Source organism: Neorhizobium sp. SOG26, assembly GCF_003491345.1.
Taxonomy (GTDB): Bacteria; Pseudomonadota; Alphaproteobacteria; order Rhizobiales; family Rhizobiaceae; genus Neorhizobium; species Neorhizobium turbinariae.
Genome location: NZ_CP025512.1, coordinates 1861844 through 1880632 on the forward strand (window position 1 = coordinate 1861844; position 18789 = coordinate 1880632).

Here is an 18789-nt window from a genome sequence, read left to right on the forward strand (position 1 = left end):
GAGCGGCTCAGCTTCCAAGCTCTTCGGCGCGCTTGCGCGCGGCTTCGATCGCCCTGTCGAACAGCGGCTGCATGCCATCGTCCGCCATCAGCACGCCAAGTGCGGCAGCGGTCGTGCCGTTGGGCGAGGTCACGTTCTGGCGAAGCTTGGATGCTTCCTCCGGCGACTGGTGAAGAAGTTCACCAGCGCCTGCAACCGTCTCGCGCGCAAGGCGCATGGCGAGGTCTGCAGGCAGGCCGGCCTTGCGTCCCGCTTCCGCCATGCATTCGACGAGGTAGAACACATAGGCCGGGCCGCTGCCCGACACTGCGGTGACTGCATTGATATCGGCTTCGCGCGCCACCCATTCGACCGGGCCGCTGACCTTCAGGAGCGACTGGACGGCTTCCCGTTGTGCATCACTGACCTTGGGGTTCGCATAGGCGCCGGTCACGCCGCGACCGATCATCGCCGGGGTATTCGGCATGGCGCGGACCATGGCCGCCTCGCCCAGATGCGTCTGGAGGTAACCGAGCGTCTTGCCCGCAGCGACCGACACGACAACCGTATTTTGCCCAACCACCCGCTTCAGCGGCGGCAGCACGGCGTCCATCAGTTGCGGCTTGACCGCCAGGAACAGGATGTCTGCCTGAATATCATCCGGCAGCGCTTCGAAGTGGCGAGCACCAGCGTCGGCAATCACCTGCTGCATCGCGTCGGAAGGCTTCGGGTCGATGACGGTAACGGATGCACCCGGCACGCCCTTCTTCAGCCAGCCTGACAACATCGCGCCGCCCATATTGCCGGCGCCGATGAGAACGATCGATCCAAGCTTTGAGAGAGCCATCAGCACTCGCCCACGGTTTCGAACAGTACGGCTTCCATGGCGGCCTTCGCCTCCATGCCCGACCATACGACGAACTGGAATGCCTGGTAATAGGCTTCGCAGGCTTCAAGCGCGCTTGAAAGCAGCACCTCGACCTGCTGGTTGTTGGGCTCGGCGCCGCCCGCAAGCAGGAGCGACTGGCGGAAGATCACCACGTCTTCCTGGCGCCACAGGTCGAAATGGCCCATCAGCACCTGTCCGTTGACATGCGACAGGAGGCGGATGACCTCGTTGACGCGGGTGTCGGGCACCTTGATGTCGAAGGCGCAGGCGAGATGCAGTGCTTCGAACTCTTCCATCCAGGAAAAGGACACATGGTAGTCCGTCCAGCGGCCTTCCACGGTCATGGCGATCTCGTCTTCTCCCGACCGTTCGAAAGTCCAGTCGTTGGAGGCTGCAACGAACTCGATCATATCGACCGGGTTCGACTGACGTCCGATTTCCAATTCCATTAGGCTCATGCGGCACCTTCTTAACCGGAATGAAAGCGAATTCGTGCTAACGCCAAAACACGCGAACAATGACCGGGAACAAATACTTCAGACGATTCCGACGCCTCCCAGATAACGCAGCCACCCTGTCTGGAGCTTACGAGGTCGTTTCGAATCATCCTTTAAAATCAGTGTACCTAGACAGAGTCCGGCTGCCAGCCCCTCACCCGTCATTTTGCCAAATGAGCTTTGGATAGAGCTTGCGGCAGGAGATCAGAACGGAGTCATAACTGACTCTGCGGGCTTGCTTTTTCGCACCTTTCCACAGGGCCGAAATAATCGCGCGGCGCACTCCGAACGGAAGCCGCGAAGACCGCAGCGGGAGGTCTCGGCTTCACGCGCAAGCGGAAGCTGGATCGTTATGAGACATTCCAGATCATTTCAGCGCCACAGATGCATGCAGCCGGAAACGGATCGACCCGCGGCACGATGCACCACGGGTCGATTCGAAACATAGATTTGGTGGGCTGGCGCCCAATCCTCAGAGCGCGCCGCTTGCGGTCTGTGCTGATAGCTTGGCCTCAAGCGCTTCGATGCGCGCCTTCAGCGCCTCGTTTTCATCGCGGGCGCGGGCGGCCATCTCACGCACGGCCTCGAACTCCTCGCGCTTGACGACATCCATGTTGTTCAAAAACCGCTCGGCCTGAGCATGGAAAGCCGTCTCGACCTCCTTGCGAACACCCTGGGCTGCCCCAGCGGCATCGGTCATCAGCCGTGCGAAATCGTCCAGAATGCGGTTGGTACCGGTTGCCATGGTTCAAACTCCCGTTTCTCTTCCGCTTCCGTAGCGGCAAACTTTGTCCATGAATCTCAAGTAGGGCCTGCCAAAGTCGCTTGCAAGCGCCATCCACTGTCAGGTTAAGACGACAAGGAGAATCGCCTTGACCGCCGGTGGCCTCAACGCCATGTTCCGCAATAACACAGTTTATGAAGAGCCAGTAACGTGTATCAAGCGCTCCATCATGTCGCCCTGCTGCCGTTCCCGAACATCGATCCCGTGGCGTTTTCCCTGGGACCGCTGTCTGTTCATTGGTACGGCCTTGCTTATGTGGCCGGCATCCTTGTCGGCTGGCTCTATGCCCGCAAGCTGATCGGCAACGGCGAACTGTGGCAGAACGGCGTTTCCCCGATCACCCGCCCGCAATTGGACGATTTCCTCGTCTGGGTCGCCGTCGGCATCGTGCTTGGCGGGCGCATCGGCTACATCCTTTTCTATGACTTCCCGGCCGTCGCGGCCAATCCGCTGCGCGCGATCGAGATCTGGAACGGCGGCATGTCCTTCCATGGCGGCTTCCTCGGCGCGACGATCGCGATGATCCTGTTTTCCCGCAAGAACGGCATCCCGACCTGGAGCCTGTTCGACATGGTGGCGGCGGTGGTGCCGATCGGCCTCTTCTTCGGCCGCCTTGCAAACTTCATCAACGGAGAACTGTGGGGGCGGCTGAGCTCGATGCCCTGGGCGGTCGTCTTCCCGACCGGTGGCCCGTTCGCTCGCCATCCGAGCCAGCTTTACGAGGCTGGACTGGAAGGCATCGTGCTTCTCCTGGTGCTCGCCCTTCTGGTCTACCGGTTCAAAGTGCTGAAGCGCCCGGGCGTGCTCGCCGGCAGCTTCGTGATTGGATACGCCCTGAGCCGCATCTTCGTCGAATTCTTCCGCGAGCCGGATGCGCAGCTTGGCTACCTGCTCGGCACGGGTTGGCTTACCATGGGCATGGTTCTCTCGCTTCCGATGATCGCAGTCGGCATCTGGGCAATCGTCCGCGCAAGAGCGGCAACCGCCGCCTCGGCGGCTCGATAAGGGGAGCGCCATGACAACGTCGTCGAACGCCCCCTCCAGCACCACCCCGCTTGCAGAAAAGATAAAGGCGATCATCCGCGCCAGCGGCCCGATCAGCGTCACCGACTACTTCGCCCTTTGCCTCGCCGATCCGGAATACGGCTACTACAAGACGCGCGAGCCCTTCGGGCGGCACGGCGACTTCATCACGGCACCCGAGATCAGCCAGCTTTTCGGCGAGATGATCGGCGTCTTCATGGTGCACGCCTGGCAAAGGCACCGCATGCCGGAAGGGGTGCGGCTGGTCGAAATCGGCCCCGGCCGCGGCACGATGATGGCCGACATGCTTCGCGTCATGAAACGCATCGCGCCGCAGCTGTTCGACAGCATGAACGTGCACCTGGTGGAAACCAGCGAGCGGCTGCGTGGCGTCCAGCGCGTCACGCTCGAGGCTTATTCTACCAAGATCTCCTGGCATGACAGCTTTGACGAGGTGCCGGACGGCTTTGTGCTGATTGCCGCCAACGAGTTGTTCGATGCGATCCCGATCCGCCAGTTCATCAAGACTCCGACCGGTTTCCGCGAACGCCTGATCGGCCTTGATGCCGAGGATCAACTCGCGTTTGCAGCGGGCGTTGCAACGCTTGATCCGGAGCTCCTGCCCTCGCCGCAGGCCTCCATTCCGCAAGGCACGATCTTCGAGCTCGCCCCTGCCCGGCAGGCTGTCATGCAGACGCTATGCGAGCGGCTGAAGCGTTCGAACGGCACGGCGCTGATCATCGACTACGGCAGCCTCGTCACCGGCTTCGGCGACACGCTCCAGGCCGTGCGCAACCATGACTTCGACCCGCCGCTGGCCAATCCCGGCGAAGCGGATCTGACGAGCCATGTCGACTTCGAGGACCTTGCCAAGGTCGCGGTCGCAACCGGTGTCCATCTCAACGGCGGCAAGCACCAGGGCGACTTCCTCTACGGGCTGGGCCTGGCCGAACGCGCCAAGGCCTTGGCCAAGGACAAGGACCCAGCCGAACAGCGATTGATTGCGGCAGCCGTCGATCGGCTGGCAGGCGCCGGCGCCGGCAAGATGGGCGAGCTTTTCAAGGTGATCGCGGTTTCAAGCCCAGCGCTCAACCTGATGCCGTTCCGGGCGGTGGATTGACATCCACCCTACGCTTGCGCCACTCTTGCCGCCGATCGAAGCAGCGGACGCCCGTTTCACGCTTGCATAAAACCTCATGAAATCAGCAGGATACCGAACGCCGATGCAGGACAGACCCTTGCCGACGCCGATCGAGAGCCCCGTGTTGAACAACCCGGCCGGCTGCCGCATCCGACATGGTTTCTTCACCCGCCAGGGCGGCGTGTCCAAGGGCATCTATGCCGGGCTGAATGTGGGCGTCGGCTCGAACGACGAGCCCGAAAAGGTGGCAGAGAACCGAGCACGCGTCGCGCAGTGGTTCGGCCAACCGGTCGAGAAACTTGCGACGGTTCATCAGGTCCACTCGCCGGATGTTGTCGTGGTCGATGGCAGCTACGGCGGCGAACGCCCGAAGGTCGATGCCATGGTGACGACGGTTCCGGGCGTCATCCTCGGCGTCCTGTCCGCCGACTGCGGCCCGATCCTGTTTGCAGACGGAACGGCGGGCGTCATCGGTGCCGCCCATGCGGGATGGAAAGGGGCGCTGACAGGCGTGCTCGAGAATACAATAGAAGCCATGGTCTCGCTCGGCGCCGCGCGGGAAAACATCACTGCAGTGCTCGGTCCTTCGATCGGTCCAGCGAGCTATGAAGTGGGGCCGGAATTCGTCGAACGCTTCCTGGGCTTCGATGCGGCCTACAAGGCCTTCTTCAAGCCATCGAACAAGCCGGGCCACGCGATGTTCGACTTGCCATCGCTGACCATCAAGCGATTGAAGGACGCCGGCGTGCAGGCGCACAGCCTCGACCTCGACACCTATCCGGATGCTGAACGGTTCTTTTCCTATCGCCGAACGACCCATGCCGGAGAGCCGGATTATGGTCGGCAGATTTCAGCCATTTCCATAACAGAATAAGGGAGGACGCCGATGGCCCTGCATTTCGAGAGGAGCGAATACGCCGATCGTCTCGCACGCCTGACGGAGAAGATGAAGGCGGAAAAGCTGGATGCCTTGCTGCTGTTTGCGCAGGAAAGCATGTACTGGCTGACCGGCTACGACACCTTCGGCTACTGCTTCTTCCAGACGCTGGTGGTGAAGGTGGACGGCTCCATGACGCTGCTGACCCGTTCGGCCGATCTGCGCCAGGCGCGCCAGACCTCCATCATAGAGAACATCGTCATCTGGGTCGATCGCCTCAACGCCGACCCGACGATGGACCTCAAGAACCTGCTGAGCGACATGGACCTGCTCGGCGCCAAGATCGGCGTTGAATACGATACGCATGGAATGACCGGCCGCGTGGCGCGACTCCTGGACAACCAGCTGTCGAGCTTCGGCCAGATCGTTGACGCCTCCTACCTCATCAGCCGGCTTCGACTGATCAAGAGCCCGGCGGAGATTGCCCATGCCAAGCGCGCGGCTGAACTCGCCGACGAGGCGCTGGATGCTGCCCTGCCGCTGATCAAGGCCGGTGGCGACGAGGCGGATATCCTGGCTGCCATGCAGGGCGCAGTCTTCCTCGGCGGCGGCGACTACCCCGCCAACGAATTCATCATCGGCTCGGGCGAAGATGCCTTGCTCTGCCGCTACAAGGCTGGCCGGCGCAAGCTTGACGCAAATGACCAGTTGACGCTGGAATGGGCAGGCGCCTCGGCGCACTACCATGCGGCGATGATGCGCACGATCGTGATCGGCGAGACGACGCCGCGGCACCGCGAACTCTACAAGGCGTGCCTTGAAACGATCCAGGCAATCGAGGAAGTCCTGCGTCCAGGGCACACATTTGGCGACGTCTTCGACACCCACGCTCGTATCCTCGACGAGCGCGGCCTGTCCCGTCACCGGTTGAACGCCTGCGGCTATTCGCTCGGCGCCCGCTTCTCCCCATCCTGGATGGAGCACCAGATGTTCCACTTCGGCAATACCCAGGAGATCCTGCCCGAAATGACGCTCTTCGTGCACATGATCATCATGGACTCCGAAAGCGGCATCGCGATGACGCTCGGCCACACCTACCTGACCACGGATGGTGACCCGCAGCCGATGTCGCGCCATGGACTGGACCTCATCCAGCGCTGAGGGTTCAAAACCTGCAATTGACAGGCCGAGCAGGCCAAACTTAAGGTCATCGCGACGAGTTTGGCGCAGGAGGCGGGCATGAGGCATATCGGAAGATGGTTATCAGCACCTCTTCTGGCTCTCTCGCTCGCCGCCTGCAACACGACCGAGGTGATGACCCCGCAGGCCGATATTGGCGGCTCCGGAGGAAGAAGCTCGGCGCCCGTCACGCAGGCCGACACCGAGCGCATGGCGCGCTCGTCGCAATCGACCGGCGCGCAGACGCCGCGGGATGGCTACCGCACTAACCCGCAGAACACGCTCGAGGCGCAGGCCCGCGCGCTCGAAAGCGGCAACAGTTCGCCCGCAGCGTCCGGTCCCGCTCCGCAGGGACAGGGACAAGGACAGGCGGATCCGGCACAGCAAGCTCCTCAATTAACTGCGGCAGCCTCCCCTGCCGCGGGCGGTCAGACAGGTGGCCAGGCGAGCGCCCAGACAAGCAGCGGCTCTATCCGCTTCCTGCCGATCATCGGCGCGCCGGTGCAGGCGGTGACGCCGCTTTCCCGTCAGCTCGGCGCCCAGGCGCGCGCCAGCGGGCTCACCATCCGCCCATCGAGCGATGGCAGCACCGAGCACATCCTGAAAGGTTATTTCTCCGCCTTCGTTGATGGCGGCAATGTCACCATCATCTATGTCTGGGACATCCTTGACGGTACCGGCTCGCGCTTGCACCGCATGCAGGGCCAGGAGAAGGTTCCTGCCAACGGATCGGACCCCTGGGCCGCTGTGCCGGCCGCGACAATGGAGACCATTGCCGGCAAAACCATCCAGGATTATGTGCAGTGGCGGCAATCCCGAGCGGGATGAGATGGAGTGACACTTGAAAGACACTGGTGACCGTTTCTTCATAAAAAACCGTGGCCAGCCATGAAACAGACTTGCAATCGAGGCCTGCGGCGGTAAAAGGCCCGCATCCAGCTTCAATACAGGCGGACCGCAATGAAGGTTTTCGCAGGCAATTCGAACCGGCATCTTGCCGACGCGATCTGCAGCTATCTCAATGTACCAGTCGGAAAAGCCAGCGTAAGGCGATTTGCAGACCAGGAAATCTTCGTTGAAATCCAGGAAAATGTGCGCGGCGAGGATGTCTTCATCATCCAGTCCACGTCTTTCCCGACCAACGACCACCTGATGGAACTGCTGATCATGATCGACGCTTTCCGCCGGTCGTCGGCCAAGCGCATCACGGCAGTCATTCCCTATTTCGGCTACGCCCGCCAGGACCGCAAGGCCGGCCCGCGCACCCCGATTTCGGCAAAGCTCGTCGCCAACCTCATCACCGAGGCCGGCGCGGACCGTGTCCTGACGCTCGACTTGCATGCAGGCCAGATCCAGGGTTTCTTCGACATTCCGACGGACAACCTGTTTGCAGTTCCGATCCTCGCCCGCGACGTGAAGGAACACTATGACCTGAACAACGTCATGGTCGTTTCTCCAGACGTTGGTGGCGTGGTGCGCGCTCGGGCGCTTGCAAAGCGCATCAACTCGCAGCTCGCCATCGTCGACAAGCGTCGCGAACGCGCCGGGGAGTCCGAGGTCATGAACGTCATCGGTGAAGTGGACGGCAAGGACTGTCTGCTGATCGACGACATCGTCGACTCCGGGGGCACGCTCTGCAACGCTGCCGAAGCGCTTCTGAACAAGGGCGCCACCAGCGTCACTGCCTACATCACACACGGCGTCCTGTCCGGTGGTGCGGTCACCCGTATCGGCGCTTCCAAGCTGCGCGAGCTGGTGATCACCGACTCCATCCAGCCGACCACGGCTGTACAGTCGGCCCACAACATCCGCGTCATCACCACCGCGAACCTCCTGGGCGAAGCGATCAACCGCACGGCGATGGAATCGTCCGTCTCCAGCCTGTTCGACTGATCCTCCCTTTCTGACCACAACATTCCGACGCCGGGCTTCATCTCCCGGCGTTTTGCATTCTATGAGTTCGTCGCCTATCTAGGCTCGACACCAAGGAGTCTTGCATGGCAGCCCGCGACCGATATTCCCGCAAGCTTGAATGTTCCCAGTGCGGCAACACAGGTTTTGCGGAGGTATCCGAAACAGACGACAAGCGGGCACCGAGCCGCGATTTCCGCATCGACGAGATGCCGCGCGGTTTCTTCACGGAGTTCGCATCCACCGATCCGAAGAAGTACATGATGCGCTGTGGCCAGTGCAGCCACAAGTTCCGCTTCGAGCAGAAGTCGGTCTATGCCCCGGGCGGCGAGCCGAGGCGCTAGACCTTGCGTCGGCTCGCCTCAGGCGGCGAGCCCAACCGATTTCTCAACCGTTGGCCCGGGACGCCCGAGAAGGTAACCCTGGGCCTCGTGGCACCCTTCCGAGCGCAGGATGTCGAGCTGCTCGCTGGTTTCCACGCCTTCTGCCAGTACCGGGATGCGCAAGCCCTGCCCCAGCGCGAGGATCGCCCGCACCATCGCTTTCGCCTCGTCGCTCTCGTTGAGCTCGGTCATGAAGCTGCGGTCCAGCTTGATCTTGTCGAACGGGAAGGAACGTAGCGTCTCCAGCGACGAATAGCCCGTGCCGAAGTCGTCGATGGCGATGGAGACACCAAGAGCCTTGATTGCCTGAAGTGCCGCCATGGCGCGGTTCTTGTCGACGATGATCGAGCTTTCAGTGATTTCCAGTTCCAGCCGGCTCGGATCAAGCTTGGTTTCCTGCAGCACCTGGTCGACCAGCGCGCCGATGTCGGCGTGCGCGATCTGTACCGGCGACAGGTTGACCGCCACCTTCAGGTGCGGCTCCCAGGTTGCAGCCTCGCGGCAGGCTTCACGGAGCACCCATTCGCCGATCGGCAGGATCGCGCCACACTCTTCCGCCACCTCGATGAAGTCGACCGGTGGGACATTGCCTCGCTCCGGATGCACCCAGCGCAACAGCACCTCGTAACCCGTCGTTTCGCTGGTCGCGATCGACTTCTGCACCTGGTAGTTCAGCTTGAACTGGCCTTCCTCGATCGCCTGCCAAAGATCCTTGGCCATGCGTGCGCGGTCGCGGGCAACATCATCCATCTCGCCGTCGTAGAAGCAGACGTTCTGGCTGATGGACTGCTTTGCGCGATACATCGCAAGGTCGGCATTGGCGAGCAGCGCCTGCGGTGTCTTCCCGTCCTTCGGATAAACTGAGATGCCGATGCTGGCGCCGCAGCTCAGCTTATGGTCACGGATTTCCACCGTCGAGTTCAGCGCGTCGGACAGACGCGTGACGAAGTCATTAAGTTCGCTGACATCGTTATAGCGCTTCAGCGCTGCGAATTCGTCGCCACCAAAGCGCGCAACGATTTCGCCGGAGCCCAGCACCGCAGACATGCGGCTCGCCAGTTCGACCAACACCTGGTCGCCCACGGCATGGCCCATCTGGTCATTGACCAGCTTGAACTTGTTGAGATCGATGCCGAGCACCGCCATGCGGCCTGACGTGTGGTCGGCAAAAGCGACTTCATGCGCAAGGAAATCGGTGAAGGCCGAACGGTTCGGCAGCTTCGTCAGCCCGTCATGCTTGGCCAGGAAGGCGATCTGTTCCTCGCTACGCGTGCGGTCGGTGATGTCCTCGAACGTCGCAACCCAGCCACCCTCGGAAAGGGTGCTGAAGTTCGCCAGGATGGTGCGATCTTCGCTGATCTTGTGGATGAGGCTCTTCTGTCCCGACCGCACGGCGCTGATCTGGCGGTCGTAGTGGGCCCGGGCCCGCTGAAGCGCCTCCTCCGGATCGGCAAGTGCCAGTTCATAACCGCGCTTGACGATCTCCCAGTAGGTGATGCCCGGCTCAAGGAAGCCATCGGTCAAGCGGAAGATGTCGCGGTACCGCTGGTTGGAAAGTACCAGGCGCTCATCCTTGTCGAACAGGCAGATGCCCTGGATCATGTTCTCCAGCGCAAGATCGAGGTTGCGCGAGACTTCCTGGATGCGGTCAGCCGCCGCCTTCTGCTCGGAAATGTCGCGGGTGATCTTTGCAAAGCCGACATGCTCGCCAGCTTCGCCATAAACAGGCTGGATGACGATGTTGGCGAAAAAGGCGCTGCCGTCCTTGCGGTACCGCCAGCCATTGGCTTCAAAGCGTCCTTCGTTCTTTGCCTGTTGAAGGGCGGCCAGCGGCACGCCCGCCGCCTGGTCTTCCTTCGACATGAACCGCGAGAAATGCTTACCGATGACTTCGCTCGCCGAATAGCCCTTGAAGCGCTCGGCACCCGTGTTCCAGCTGCTGATATTGCCTTGCGGGTCGAGCATGTAGATGGCGTAGTCGGTGACGCCGTTCACCAGCAGCTCGAAGTTCTCGTTCGCCTTGCGGGTCGAGCGTTCTGCGCGGGCGGTAACGGCCACCGCTATCAGGCCGGAGAGGATCATCGAGACGGCTGCAACGAGGATCGTCGTCACCATCCATGGCTTCGAAAGGTGTGGCGTGTCGGAAACGACCGTCGCATCCGGAATAAGCTCTGCGGCACCCATCGCGGTGAAGTGCATGCCGACGATGCCGGCGGCAAGAAGCCCGGCGCCCATCCACAGCCCTACCCGGCTCGAACCCGATGCCTTCCAGAAGCCGAAGGGCGAGACGAGCGCGCACAACAGGATGGCCGTGATGACGAGATCGCTACGCCACTGGATATGGCCGCCGAACTCCACGGCCGACATGCCGATGAAGTGCATGCTGGACACGCCGACACCGAAGACGAGGCCGGCCGCGATGGCTGCCTCGGCACCGCGCATCTTGATGGTCGCGATGCCTGCAACCGTGGTGGCAACGACCGCAACGGCGAGCGAGAACAGCGTCGGACCGAACTGGTAGGTCACCGGCAGGCCGGCATCATAAGCCAGCATCGCGATGAAATGCGTCGCCCATATGCCGAAGCCACCCGTGACGGCAGCAAAGGCACACCAGCTCCACCGCGCGGCAGGCTTGGACAGGCCCCTGGCGCGGGCCAGGAAGACAACAGTGCCGAGATTGGTCAGATAACATAAGATGCCGGCCACAGCGACCAGAGCAAGGTCATGTTCGTATGCCAGACACGTAAGTACGTTATACATTTCAGCCCCTAAAAATCTTGGGGGCATCTAGCGCCAGATTGGATTAAAGAATTTCCTTAATCAGGCCGCTGGGCGGAGCGGCCTTAATGCTTTCATCTCGGTTTGCTTAATGAACGGCTAAAGGCGGCTGGACGGCGCGGCGCCACTCGAAATTGGCACATGCGCCGCCCAGCCTCTTTCACTGCAGCACCTGGCCGTTGACGGTGAGCGACTTGCCATCCGCGGACCGCACATCCCACCTCAGGCGGCCATCCGGCTCGGTCTTCGCAATACCCTTCGCCATCATCATCAAAAGCGAGGTCTGGTTAAGGTCCGGGTCGTCTTTCGCCATCTCCTGGACGTGCTTGATCAGCTTGTCGAAATCGCCCGCGAGGATCGTCGCCTCCAGCGAATAGCGATCCTTCTGGTCCGGGTAGCCCTTGACCTTGCCTGAGGCTTCGACATCGTAGATCGAAGACTTGGCGAGGATCTTCGGGAAGTCGATCGTCAGTTGCCCGTCGTTGAGGACGGCTTGCGTCAGCTCGTCGTCCTTGGGGTCCTTGGCATTGGCGGGACGCGGGGCATCTTGCTCCATCAACACATCAATGAAACGCGAGATGTTGAGGTCGGCAAGACCGATCTCGATCTCGGCCAGATCGGGAACGAGCTGCTCGTAGGCTTCCGGGAGGATGCCGGACGGCGCCGAGACGTTCTCGATGCGAGCACCAATGCCGATGCGGGCTGACGCGTTCGGCTCCGTCATCGTCAGCATGTAGTCGAGCTTGCCGAGACCGAAGTCACCAAACGGGCTCACGACCTTGAACTCATTGAAGGTAAGCTTTTCGGACAGCGACGTGAAGAACGGCATCGCATCCCGGAAGAGTTCCTTGAGACGGGCGATCTCTTCGGGCGAAGGCTTGTCCTTCTTGATGAGCGGCAGGATGAACGACATCAGGTCCCGTATCCGTGTCGCCGTCACGCCTTCGACGCCCACGTCGAAGTCCAGGCTTTCCGAGCGAACCTCAAATTCCGGCGTTTCCGGCGCCACGATACGCTCGTAGAAGTTCTTGAACGATCCCTTGCCGCTGAAATCGACCGCCCCTGCCGTCTTACTGTCGACCGAGGCGAGCGTGTAGTTCATGCCTGCAAAGCTGGCCTCGAGTTCCTCTTCTCCGCTTTTGGAGACCATCCGGATCGGGCCGGACGTTGCCTCTGCCGACCGCATGAAGGCGATTGCCGGATCGAAGATGCCCGAGAACACCATGTCGGTGACGGAATAGGTCACGTCCGTCTCTTTGCCGTCCGGCAGCTTGCCGCTGACGGAGAAATTGACGTCGCTGTCGCTGTTGAGCTTCCACTGGCCGTTGTCCAGCGGCGAGGCCGCCATGATGAACGGGGTCAGGCCGGCCACCGTGAAGTCTTTCAGGCCAAGGGTGCCGATCAATTTGCCGAAGTCATAGGAGATCTCGTAGCGGTCGCCCGCCGGCGTCACCGTCAGGAAATCGCTCTTCTTGACCTGCTCGGGCAGGAAGCCAGTGAGGCTCTCCTGCAGTGCTGCGGCACCCTGCGCATTGATATCGGCTGCCGTTGCCGGATTGACCGCAAGCGCTATAAGCACGCTGCCGGCAATGATCTTCGTTCTCATGGGAACATGCCCCCTTCCCTCATTTTTCGCGCCTGAATGTGTGGGATACGGTATCAGAGTCAAGCGGGCGAATGCCCCGCATGTCTAAGCTTGCGCTCAAAGCCCTGATGGAGTATAGCCCGCGCGTCCGCGCAGACACCCTTGGAGGCAAACGCGGATGAAGCGCATCGGATGATGCCCTTCAGTTTGATACGGCACGTGTCGTTGAAAAACTCTCCAAACAACCTCGAAAGGACATGCCATGAGCCAGGAAACTTACGAGCTCAAGGCCGAGGCGCGCGAACGGGTAGGTAAGGGGTCCTCCCGTGAACTTCGCCGCAACGGTATGATTCCCGCTGTCATCTACGGTGACAAGCAGGCCCCGCTTTCCATCGCACTCTCGACCAACGAAGTGACCAAGCGCATCCACGCTGGCGGCTTCATGACGACGATCGCAACGATCGACGTCGGTGGCCAGAAGATCCAGGTTCTCCCGAAGGATTACCAGCTGGATCCGGTACGCGACTTCACCATGCACGTCGATTTCCTCCGCGTTTCGGGCAACACCGAAGTTACGGTTGATGTTCCGGTTCACTTCGAAAACGAAGACAAGTCGGCCATCAAGCAGGGCGGCGTTCTCAACGTTGTTCGCCACACGGTCGAGTTCATCTGCCCGGCCAACCAGATCCCGGAATTCATCACGGTTGATCTGTCCGGCGCCAAGGTCGGCGACAGCATCCACATCTCGGCCGTCAAGCTGCCGAAGGGTGTTCGCCCGGTCATCACCGATCGCGACTTCACCATTGCCACCATCGTTGCTCCGGCAGCCGGCGTTGAAGAAGAAGTGACCGAAGAAGCACCGGCTTCCGAAGCCGAATAATCAGCTTCACATCTTCTTGAAGTTGAACCCGCCCTCTCCGGAAGGCGGGTTTTTTCGTGCATTTTCCGTGACTTCTCGACGAGATTGATCGGCGATTTGTGGCTTTTACCGCATCCGTTTCAATGAAGCTTAATCAATCCGTGGAAGATTGACCGATGACTTGAAGCCTGGGGTAAAGAGCCGGCAAGGCCGGAGAAAATGCGGGGAAAAGGGTGACTCGGTCCGTTGAAAGTCGATTTATCGCGATCATTTCCGGCGCCCTGCTGGTGGTGGTCGCGCCCCTGTTCACGCTTTTCCTGACACTGTCCTCCCAGCAGGCTGCCAAGAACCTCAGCGAACGCGCAGACGCGGTTCTCGCCACCAACTCCCAGGCCCTCGGCAAGCCGTTGTGGGAGATGGACACCACCAGCATCCGCCAGATCGCGACCCTCCTGGTGTCCGACTCTGCCATCAGCGCAGTTCAGATCACCGACGATGCCGGCGTCGTCGACATCTCCGAAGTCAAAGGCAACCCATCCGACTTCCGCGGCCTCGACGCGATCTCGCGGCCGATCCTCTACAAGACGACCCAGAACACCCAGCAGGTCGGCACGATCACCGCCTATGTTCCGCGGCTTGGCTGGTTCGCAGCCCTGCACCAGGTGGAGATGGCCTTCATCTCAATCTTTGTTATCGCCATCCTTACCGTGTTCGGGGCAGCCGTCCTCGGCAACCGCGTGATGGTCATCAAGCCGCTCCTGCGCCTGACGGCAGCTATCGAGGCAACCCGGCGTCTCGGCTCGCGCCACCACGTTGACTGGCGCTCCAACGACGAGATGGGCCGGCTGGCCCGCAGCTTCAACGAGATGCAGACGCTGCTTGAACGCGAGGAGCGCGAGCTGAAGCGCGCCCACCAGCAGACGATCGAGATCTACAACCTGACGCCGGCAATGCTGTTTTCGCTGACGGTGGACGACCATATCTCGGCCGTGAGCGACTATTGGCTGCTGGCAACTGGCTACAACCGCGCCGACGTCATCGGCCGACCATTCCTGGATCTTATCGCACCGGCAGACCACGCCCTGTTTGCCGACCGCAAGAACCAGGCCAAGCCGGACTCGCCGGCAATCGAAGCCACCCTCCGCTTCATCCGCGCCGATGGCAGCATGATCGACGTGCTGATCGTCGAGACCAGCCTTAGCGCGGCCGGCAAGCCTCCGGGATCGCTCAGCGTCATGACGGACGTGACAGAACTGAAGCAGTCCGAACTGCGCAACCACCAGCAGGCGATCACCGACCACCTCACCGGGCTCCTCAACCGGCAGGGGTTCGAAGGCGCGCTGGATGAGAAGATCGCCGAAGCCGATGAAGCTGGCACCGAAGTCGCCTGCCTTTTTGTCGACCTCGACCGCTTCAAGTCCATCAACGACAATCTCGGCCATGCCGCCGGCGATGCCGTGTTGCGCGAGTTCGTGGAACGCGCCCAGCCGCTTCTCCGGGAAGGTGATTGCGCATCCCGTCTCGGCGGCGACGAGTTCGCACTCCTGATCACCGGCGAAGGTGCCGAGCGCCGCGCCTCCGAACTCGCGCAGAAGATCGTCGACCAGTTCGACGCGCCTTTCCGCGTCAGCGGCACCGCCGTGCGCCTCAGCGCCTCCATCGGCCTTGCCTTCTATCCGAGCCATGCCGCCACGGCCGCCGAACTCCTGCACAAGTCGGACCTTGCCATGTATGCGCGCAAGCGGGACGGCAAGAACGGCGCGCAGGTCTACGATCGCGTCATTCTCGATGAGACGCGCGAGCGCGCCGAGATGGAAAGCGACATCGAAGTCGCGATCGCGGCAAGCTGGTTCGAGGCACATTTCCAGCCGATCGTAGACATCAAGACCGGGACGCCGGCGGGCTTTGAGGCGCTGATGCGCATGCGCCATCCGCGCAAGGGTCTGTTGTCGCCGGCCGGCATCGTCAGCGTTGCGGAAGAAACCGGAACGATCGCGCAGATTGGCACGCTTATTCTGGAAGACGCACTCGCAAACCTCGCGCGCGTCTCCCGCCTCCCCGGCATGGGTGATGCATATGTCGCGGTCAACTTCTCGCCGTTGCAGTTCGAGCCCGGCCTGCCGATGCGGCTTGCCGCCCTGCTTGCCCGCTACGACATCCAGCCACAACGCCTGGTGGTCGAGATCACCGAGGCGGTGCTGCTGCATGACAACCCGGAGATCCGCAATGTCCTCAACGAGATCCAGCAGTTCGGCTGCCGCATCGCGCTCGATGACTTCGGCACCGGCTATTCCTCGCTGAGCTACATGAGCCGCTTCCCGGTCGACATCGTCAAGATCGATCAGTCCTTCGTGCGCTCGCTCACTGAACAAACCGACGAGATCGGCCGCAAGAACCGCATGCTCGTCGAAGGCATTAGCGCCATCTCGCACAAGATGAACTGCAAGGTCGTGGCCGAAGGTGTGGAGACGGAAGAGCAGCGGCTCCTTCTCCAGCGGATCGGCGTGGACTTTGCCCAGGGTTATTTCTTCTCCAGGCCACGCGGGATCTCTGACATCCTGGACATGTTTTCGGTCGATGAGCCCATTGCCAGATCACTGGCAAGCTGAGCGACTTAACCTGACCTTGGGCTGAAACCCGGTTGACATCGGCGGCGTTTCGCGGTGGTGAAGGCCGTCAGCGCTACAGGAAATTCGCCATGTTCATCATCGCAGGTCTCGGCAATCCCGGTTCGCAATATGCCGGCAACCGGCACAATATCGGTTTCATGGCCGTGGATGCCATCCAGCGCCGCCCGGGCTTCGCACCATGGTCGAAGAAGTTCAAGGCGCTGATCTCGGAAGGCGAACTCGCCGGCGAGAAGGTGCTGCTGATGAAGCCGCAGACCTTCATGAACCTGTCCGGCGAAGCCGTGGGCGAAGCCATGCGCTTCTACAAGCTCGGGCCGCAGAACATCCTGGTCATTTATGACGAACTGGACCTTGTCCCGGGCAAGAGCCGGATCAAGACAGGCGGCGGCCATGGCGGCCACAATGGCGTCAAGTCTCTCGACGCCCACTGCGGCAAGGACTATCGCCGCCTGCGGCTTGGGATCGGCCATCCCGGCGCAAAGGAACTCGTGCACAATCACGTGCTGGGTGACTTTGCGAAAGCGGATCAAGCCTGGCTGTCGCCGCTGCTCGATGCCATTGCCGACAATGCCGAAATGCTGGTGCGCGGCGAAGACTCGCAGCTCATGAACAAGCTCGCACTGGCGGTGGGTGCCCAGCCTGACGAGGACAAGCCGAAGCGCGAAAAGCCGCCGCAGCCGAAGCCTGCCGCCAAGTCGCACATCCACCAGGCGCGCGGCGGAGCAAAGCCAAACCTGCCGACATCAGGCCCGATGGCCGAAATGCTCAAGAAGATGTTCGGCAGCAAGGATAGTTAGGCAAAGCGGTAGCATCCGGCTCCGCGAACGGTTATGCGGACGCACGAGCAAACGGACTTCAGAAGAATGACAGACATCACAGCAGAACTCGTAACGTTGCGCGACTACTGGCGCTATGCCATCTCGCGGTTCAACGCGGCCAACCTGAGCTTTGGCCACGGCACGACGACCGCAGGTGATGATGCCGCCTTCCTCATCCTCGACTCGCTCGACCTTCCGATCGACGCACTCGATCCATTCCTGGATGCCAAGCTGCTTCCGGCCGAACGCCGACTGCTGGCCGACCGGATCGAGACCCGCGTGACGACCCGCAAGCCGTCGGCCTACATCACCGGTCGCTCCTATATCCAGGGTGTGCGCTTCCATGTCGATGAACGTGTCATCGTGCCCCGCTCTCATATCGGCGAGATCCTGTTTTCGGAATACCTTAATGCCCAGGGTTCGTCCTTCCTGCCCGACCCGATGAATGTCGAAAGCGTGGTGGACATCTGCACCGGCTCCGGCTGCCTCGCCGTCCTTGCTGCCAAATTCTTCCCGAATGCGCAGGTCGATGCCGTCGATCTCTCCGCCGACGCACTTGAAGTAGCAAAGATCAACATTGCCGAGCATGAGGTCGAAAACCAGGTGACGCTCCACCAGGGCGACCTCTTCGGCCCCCTCGCCGGCAACCGCTACGACCTCATCATCACCAATCCGCCTTATGTCGATCACGAGGCGATGGACGGCTTCCCGGAAGAGTTCCGTGCCGAGCCGGCAATGGCCTTTGATGGCGGCGTCGATGGACTTGATCTGGTGCGGCGCCTTCTCGACGAAGCCGCGGACTATCTCAGTCCCGAAGGCGGCATGATCTGCGAGATCGGCTCCGGCCGCGAGATCCTGGAGGAAGAATATCCGGACCTCGATTTCTTCTGGGTGGAAACCGCCGAGTCGCAGGATGCGGTCTTCTGGATCTCCGCCGAAGCACTGGCTGCCCGATCGGCAGGCTGAAGGCTGACGCCTGAGGCCGAAGCTATTCTTCGGGCTCGGTGATGAACATCAGCGGATAACCCGCTTCCTTGGCGAGATCGACAGCCTCCTTGGCCTTGGTCTCGGCAATATCCTTGGTGCAGACAACGACGACGGCGGTGCCCATCTTGTGCGCCGTCAGCATCACGCGGTAGCCGGTCTCCTCGCTCATGCGGAAAACCGCCTTCAGCACCATGGTGACGAACTCCCGCGGCGTGTAGTCGTCGTTGACGAGGATCACCTTGTAGAGCTTCGGCCGCTCAAGCTTCGGCTTGGTGATCGTCTTCGGTTTGAGGGTGGTGTCTTCGGCCATCGGCCTCTCCTGGCGATAGGGATTATCGGGAGATTTCTGGGCTATATCGCACCGCAGCCACGACATTTCAAGCATGAGCGACCGGTCAGGTACCCGCCCCCTCTCCGGCTCAAGCCTTGACCGCCAAGGCAGTTTCCCCCATAGCCACACCAACGCTAA

General features: G+C 61.4%; 17 protein-coding genes. 11 read left to right on the forward strand and 6 right to left on the reverse strand.

All coding sequences use genetic code 11. The features are described from left to right. Window positions 1–7: 7 nt before the first annotated feature. The 3 genes from proC to CYG48_RS09240 all read right to left on the reverse strand — a co-directional run bounded on the left by proC (window position 8) and on the right by CYG48_RS09240 (window position 2110). Window positions 8–826, reverse strand: a complete 819-nt coding sequence (gene proC, locus CYG48_RS09230) for a pyrroline-5-carboxylate reductase (RefSeq protein WP_118850116.1) — start codon at window positions 824–826, stop codon at window positions 8–10. Next, window positions 826–1326 (reverse strand): type III secretion system chaperone family protein, encoded by a 501-nt coding sequence (locus tag CYG48_RS09235; protein ID WP_118850117.1) that lies wholly within the window; start codon window positions 1324–1326, stop codon window positions 826–828. The genes proC and CYG48_RS09235 overlap by 1 nt, the downstream gene beginning before the upstream one ends. Window positions 1327–1837: 511 nt before the next feature. Then, entirely contained in the window at window positions 1838–2110 is a 273-nt protein-coding gene (locus CYG48_RS09240) for an accessory factor UbiK family protein (RefSeq protein WP_118850118.1), read from the reverse strand. Between the two features lie 189 nt (window positions 2111–2299). On the opposite strand from CYG48_RS09240, the gene lgt reads away from it, so the two are divergent. The 7 genes from lgt to CYG48_RS09275 all read left to right on the forward strand — a co-directional run bounded on the left by lgt (window position 2300) and on the right by CYG48_RS09275 (window position 8624). Further along, complete coding sequence (lgt, locus tag CYG48_RS09245; RefSeq protein ID WP_199925113.1) at window positions 2300–3154, forward strand: prolipoprotein diacylglyceryl transferase; 855 nt, start codon at window positions 2300–2302, stop codon at window positions 3152–3154. 10 nt (window positions 3155–3164) lie between these two features. Continuing rightward, window positions 3165–4292, forward strand: coding sequence for a class I SAM-dependent methyltransferase (locus tag CYG48_RS09250; protein ID WP_118850119.1), 1128 nt, complete (start codon window positions 3165–3167; stop codon window positions 4290–4292). A 103-nt stretch (window positions 4293–4395) separates the two neighbouring features. Continuing rightward, window positions 4396–5187 carry a peptidoglycan editing factor PgeF gene (gene pgeF / locus CYG48_RS09255; protein ID WP_118850120.1) on the forward strand — a complete coding sequence of 264 codons (792 nt, stop codon included), beginning with the start codon at window positions 4396–4398 and terminating at the stop codon, window positions 5185–5187. 12 nt (window positions 5188–5199) lie between these two features. After that, window positions 5200–6351, forward strand: a complete 1152-nt coding sequence (locus CYG48_RS09260) for a M24 family metallopeptidase (RefSeq protein WP_118850121.1) — start codon at window positions 5200–5202, stop codon at window positions 6349–6351. A gap of 78 nt (window positions 6352–6429) precedes the next feature. Then, on the forward strand, window positions 6430–7197 hold the full coding sequence (locus CYG48_RS09265) for a hypothetical protein (RefSeq protein ID WP_118850122.1): 768 nt from the start codon (window positions 6430–6432) through the stop codon (window positions 7195–7197). A 132-nt stretch (window positions 7198–7329) separates the two neighbouring features. Continuing rightward, the gene (locus tag CYG48_RS09270; protein ID WP_118850123.1) at window positions 7330–8262 is read left to right on the forward strand and encodes a ribose-phosphate pyrophosphokinase; all 933 of its coding nucleotides are present in this window, start codon (window positions 7330–7332) and stop codon (window positions 8260–8262) included. Window positions 8263–8366: 104 nt separating this feature from the next. Continuing rightward, window positions 8367–8624 carry a hypothetical protein gene (locus tag CYG48_RS09275; protein WP_118850124.1) on the forward strand — a complete coding sequence of 86 codons (258 nt, stop codon included), beginning with the start codon at window positions 8367–8369 and terminating at the stop codon, window positions 8622–8624. An 18-nt stretch (window positions 8625–8642) separates the two neighbouring features. On the opposite strand, the gene CYG48_RS09280 is transcribed toward CYG48_RS09275, so the two are convergent. After that, window positions 8643–11423: a bifunctional diguanylate cyclase/phosphodiesterase gene (locus tag CYG48_RS09280; RefSeq protein ID WP_118850125.1), complete on the reverse strand. Its 2781-nt coding sequence runs from the start codon at window positions 11421–11423 to the stop codon at window positions 8643–8645. A 178-nt stretch (window positions 11424–11601) separates the two neighbouring features. Further along, entirely contained in the window at window positions 11602–13047 is a 1446-nt protein-coding gene (locus tag CYG48_RS09285; RefSeq protein ID WP_118850126.1) for a hypothetical protein, read from the reverse strand. Window positions 13048–13288: 241 nt separating this feature from the next. On the opposite strand from CYG48_RS09285, the gene CYG48_RS09290 reads away from it, so the two are divergent. From CYG48_RS09290 to prmB, 4 genes are all read left to right on the forward strand, one after another. Continuing rightward, window positions 13289–13906 carry a 50S ribosomal protein L25/general stress protein Ctc gene (locus tag CYG48_RS09290; RefSeq protein ID WP_118850127.1) on the forward strand — a complete coding sequence of 206 codons (618 nt, stop codon included), beginning with the start codon at window positions 13289–13291 and terminating at the stop codon, window positions 13904–13906. Window positions 13907–14118: 212 nt separating this feature from the next. Then, window positions 14119–16494, forward strand: coding sequence for a bifunctional diguanylate cyclase/phosphodiesterase (locus tag CYG48_RS09295; RefSeq protein ID WP_118850128.1), 2376 nt, complete (start codon window positions 14119–14121; stop codon window positions 16492–16494). A gap of 89 nt (window positions 16495–16583) precedes the next feature. Next, window positions 16584–17312: an aminoacyl-tRNA hydrolase gene (gene pth, locus CYG48_RS09300; protein ID WP_118850129.1), complete on the forward strand. Its 729-nt coding sequence runs from the start codon at window positions 16584–16586 to the stop codon at window positions 17310–17312. A gap of 66 nt (window positions 17313–17378) precedes the next feature. After that, a complete protein-coding gene (gene prmB / locus CYG48_RS09305; RefSeq protein WP_118850130.1) occupies window positions 17379–18299 on the forward strand; it encodes a 50S ribosomal protein L3 N(5)-glutamine methyltransferase in 921 nt (306 codons plus the stop codon). A gap of 22 nt (window positions 18300–18321) precedes the next feature. On the opposite strand, the gene clpS is transcribed toward prmB, so the two are convergent. Next, window positions 18322–18630 carry an ATP-dependent Clp protease adapter ClpS gene (clpS, locus tag CYG48_RS09310; RefSeq protein ID WP_118850131.1) on the reverse strand — a complete coding sequence of 103 codons (309 nt, stop codon included), beginning with the start codon at window positions 18628–18630 and terminating at the stop codon, window positions 18322–18324. Between the last annotated feature and the right edge of the window lie 159 nt (window positions 18631–18789).

Coding starts and splice junctions, on each gene's coding strand:
- CYG48_RS09260 (WP_118850121.1), top strand. CDS start 5,200: ATGGCCCTGCATTTCGAGAGGAGCGAATACGCCGATCGTCTCGCACGC.
- CYG48_RS09265 (WP_118850122.1), top strand. CDS start 6,430: ATGAGGCATATCGGAAGATGGTTATCAGCACCTCTTCTGGCTCTCTCG.
- CYG48_RS09280 (WP_118850125.1), bottom strand. CDS start 11,423: ATGTATAACGTACTTACGTGTCTGGCATACGAACATGACCTTGCTCTG.
- clpS (WP_118850131.1), bottom strand. CDS start 18,630: ATGGCCGAAGACACCACCCTCAAACCGAAGACGATCACCAAGCCGAAG.
- CYG48_RS09290 (WP_118850127.1), top strand. CDS start 13,289: ATGAGCCAGGAAACTTACGAGCTCAAGGCCGAGGCGCGCGAACGGGTA.
- proC (WP_118850116.1), bottom strand. CDS start 826: ATGGCTCTCTCAAAGCTTGGATCGATCGTTCTCATCGGCGCCGGCAAT.
- CYG48_RS09275 (WP_118850124.1), top strand. CDS start 8,367: ATGGCAGCCCGCGACCGATATTCCCGCAAGCTTGAATGTTCCCAGTGC.
- CYG48_RS09250 (WP_118850119.1), top strand. CDS start 3,165: ATGACAACGTCGTCGAACGCCCCCTCCAGCACCACCCCGCTTGCAGAA.
- CYG48_RS09270 (WP_118850123.1), top strand. CDS start 7,330: ATGAAGGTTTTCGCAGGCAATTCGAACCGGCATCTTGCCGACGCGATC.
- CYG48_RS09285 (WP_118850126.1), bottom strand. CDS start 13,047: ATGAGAACGAAGATCATTGCCGGCAGCGTGCTTATAGCGCTTGCGGTC.
- prmB (WP_118850130.1), top strand. CDS start 17,379: ATGACAGACATCACAGCAGAACTCGTAACGTTGCGCGACTACTGGCGC.
- pgeF (WP_118850120.1), top strand. CDS start 4,396: ATGCAGGACAGACCCTTGCCGACGCCGATCGAGAGCCCCGTGTTGAAC.
- pth (WP_118850129.1), top strand. CDS start 16,584: ATGTTCATCATCGCAGGTCTCGGCAATCCCGGTTCGCAATATGCCGGC.
- CYG48_RS09235 (WP_118850117.1), bottom strand. CDS start 1,326: ATGAGCCTAATGGAATTGGAAATCGGACGTCAGTCGAACCCGGTCGAT.
- CYG48_RS09240 (WP_118850118.1), bottom strand. CDS start 2,110: ATGGCAACCGGTACCAACCGCATTCTGGACGATTTCGCACGGCTGATG.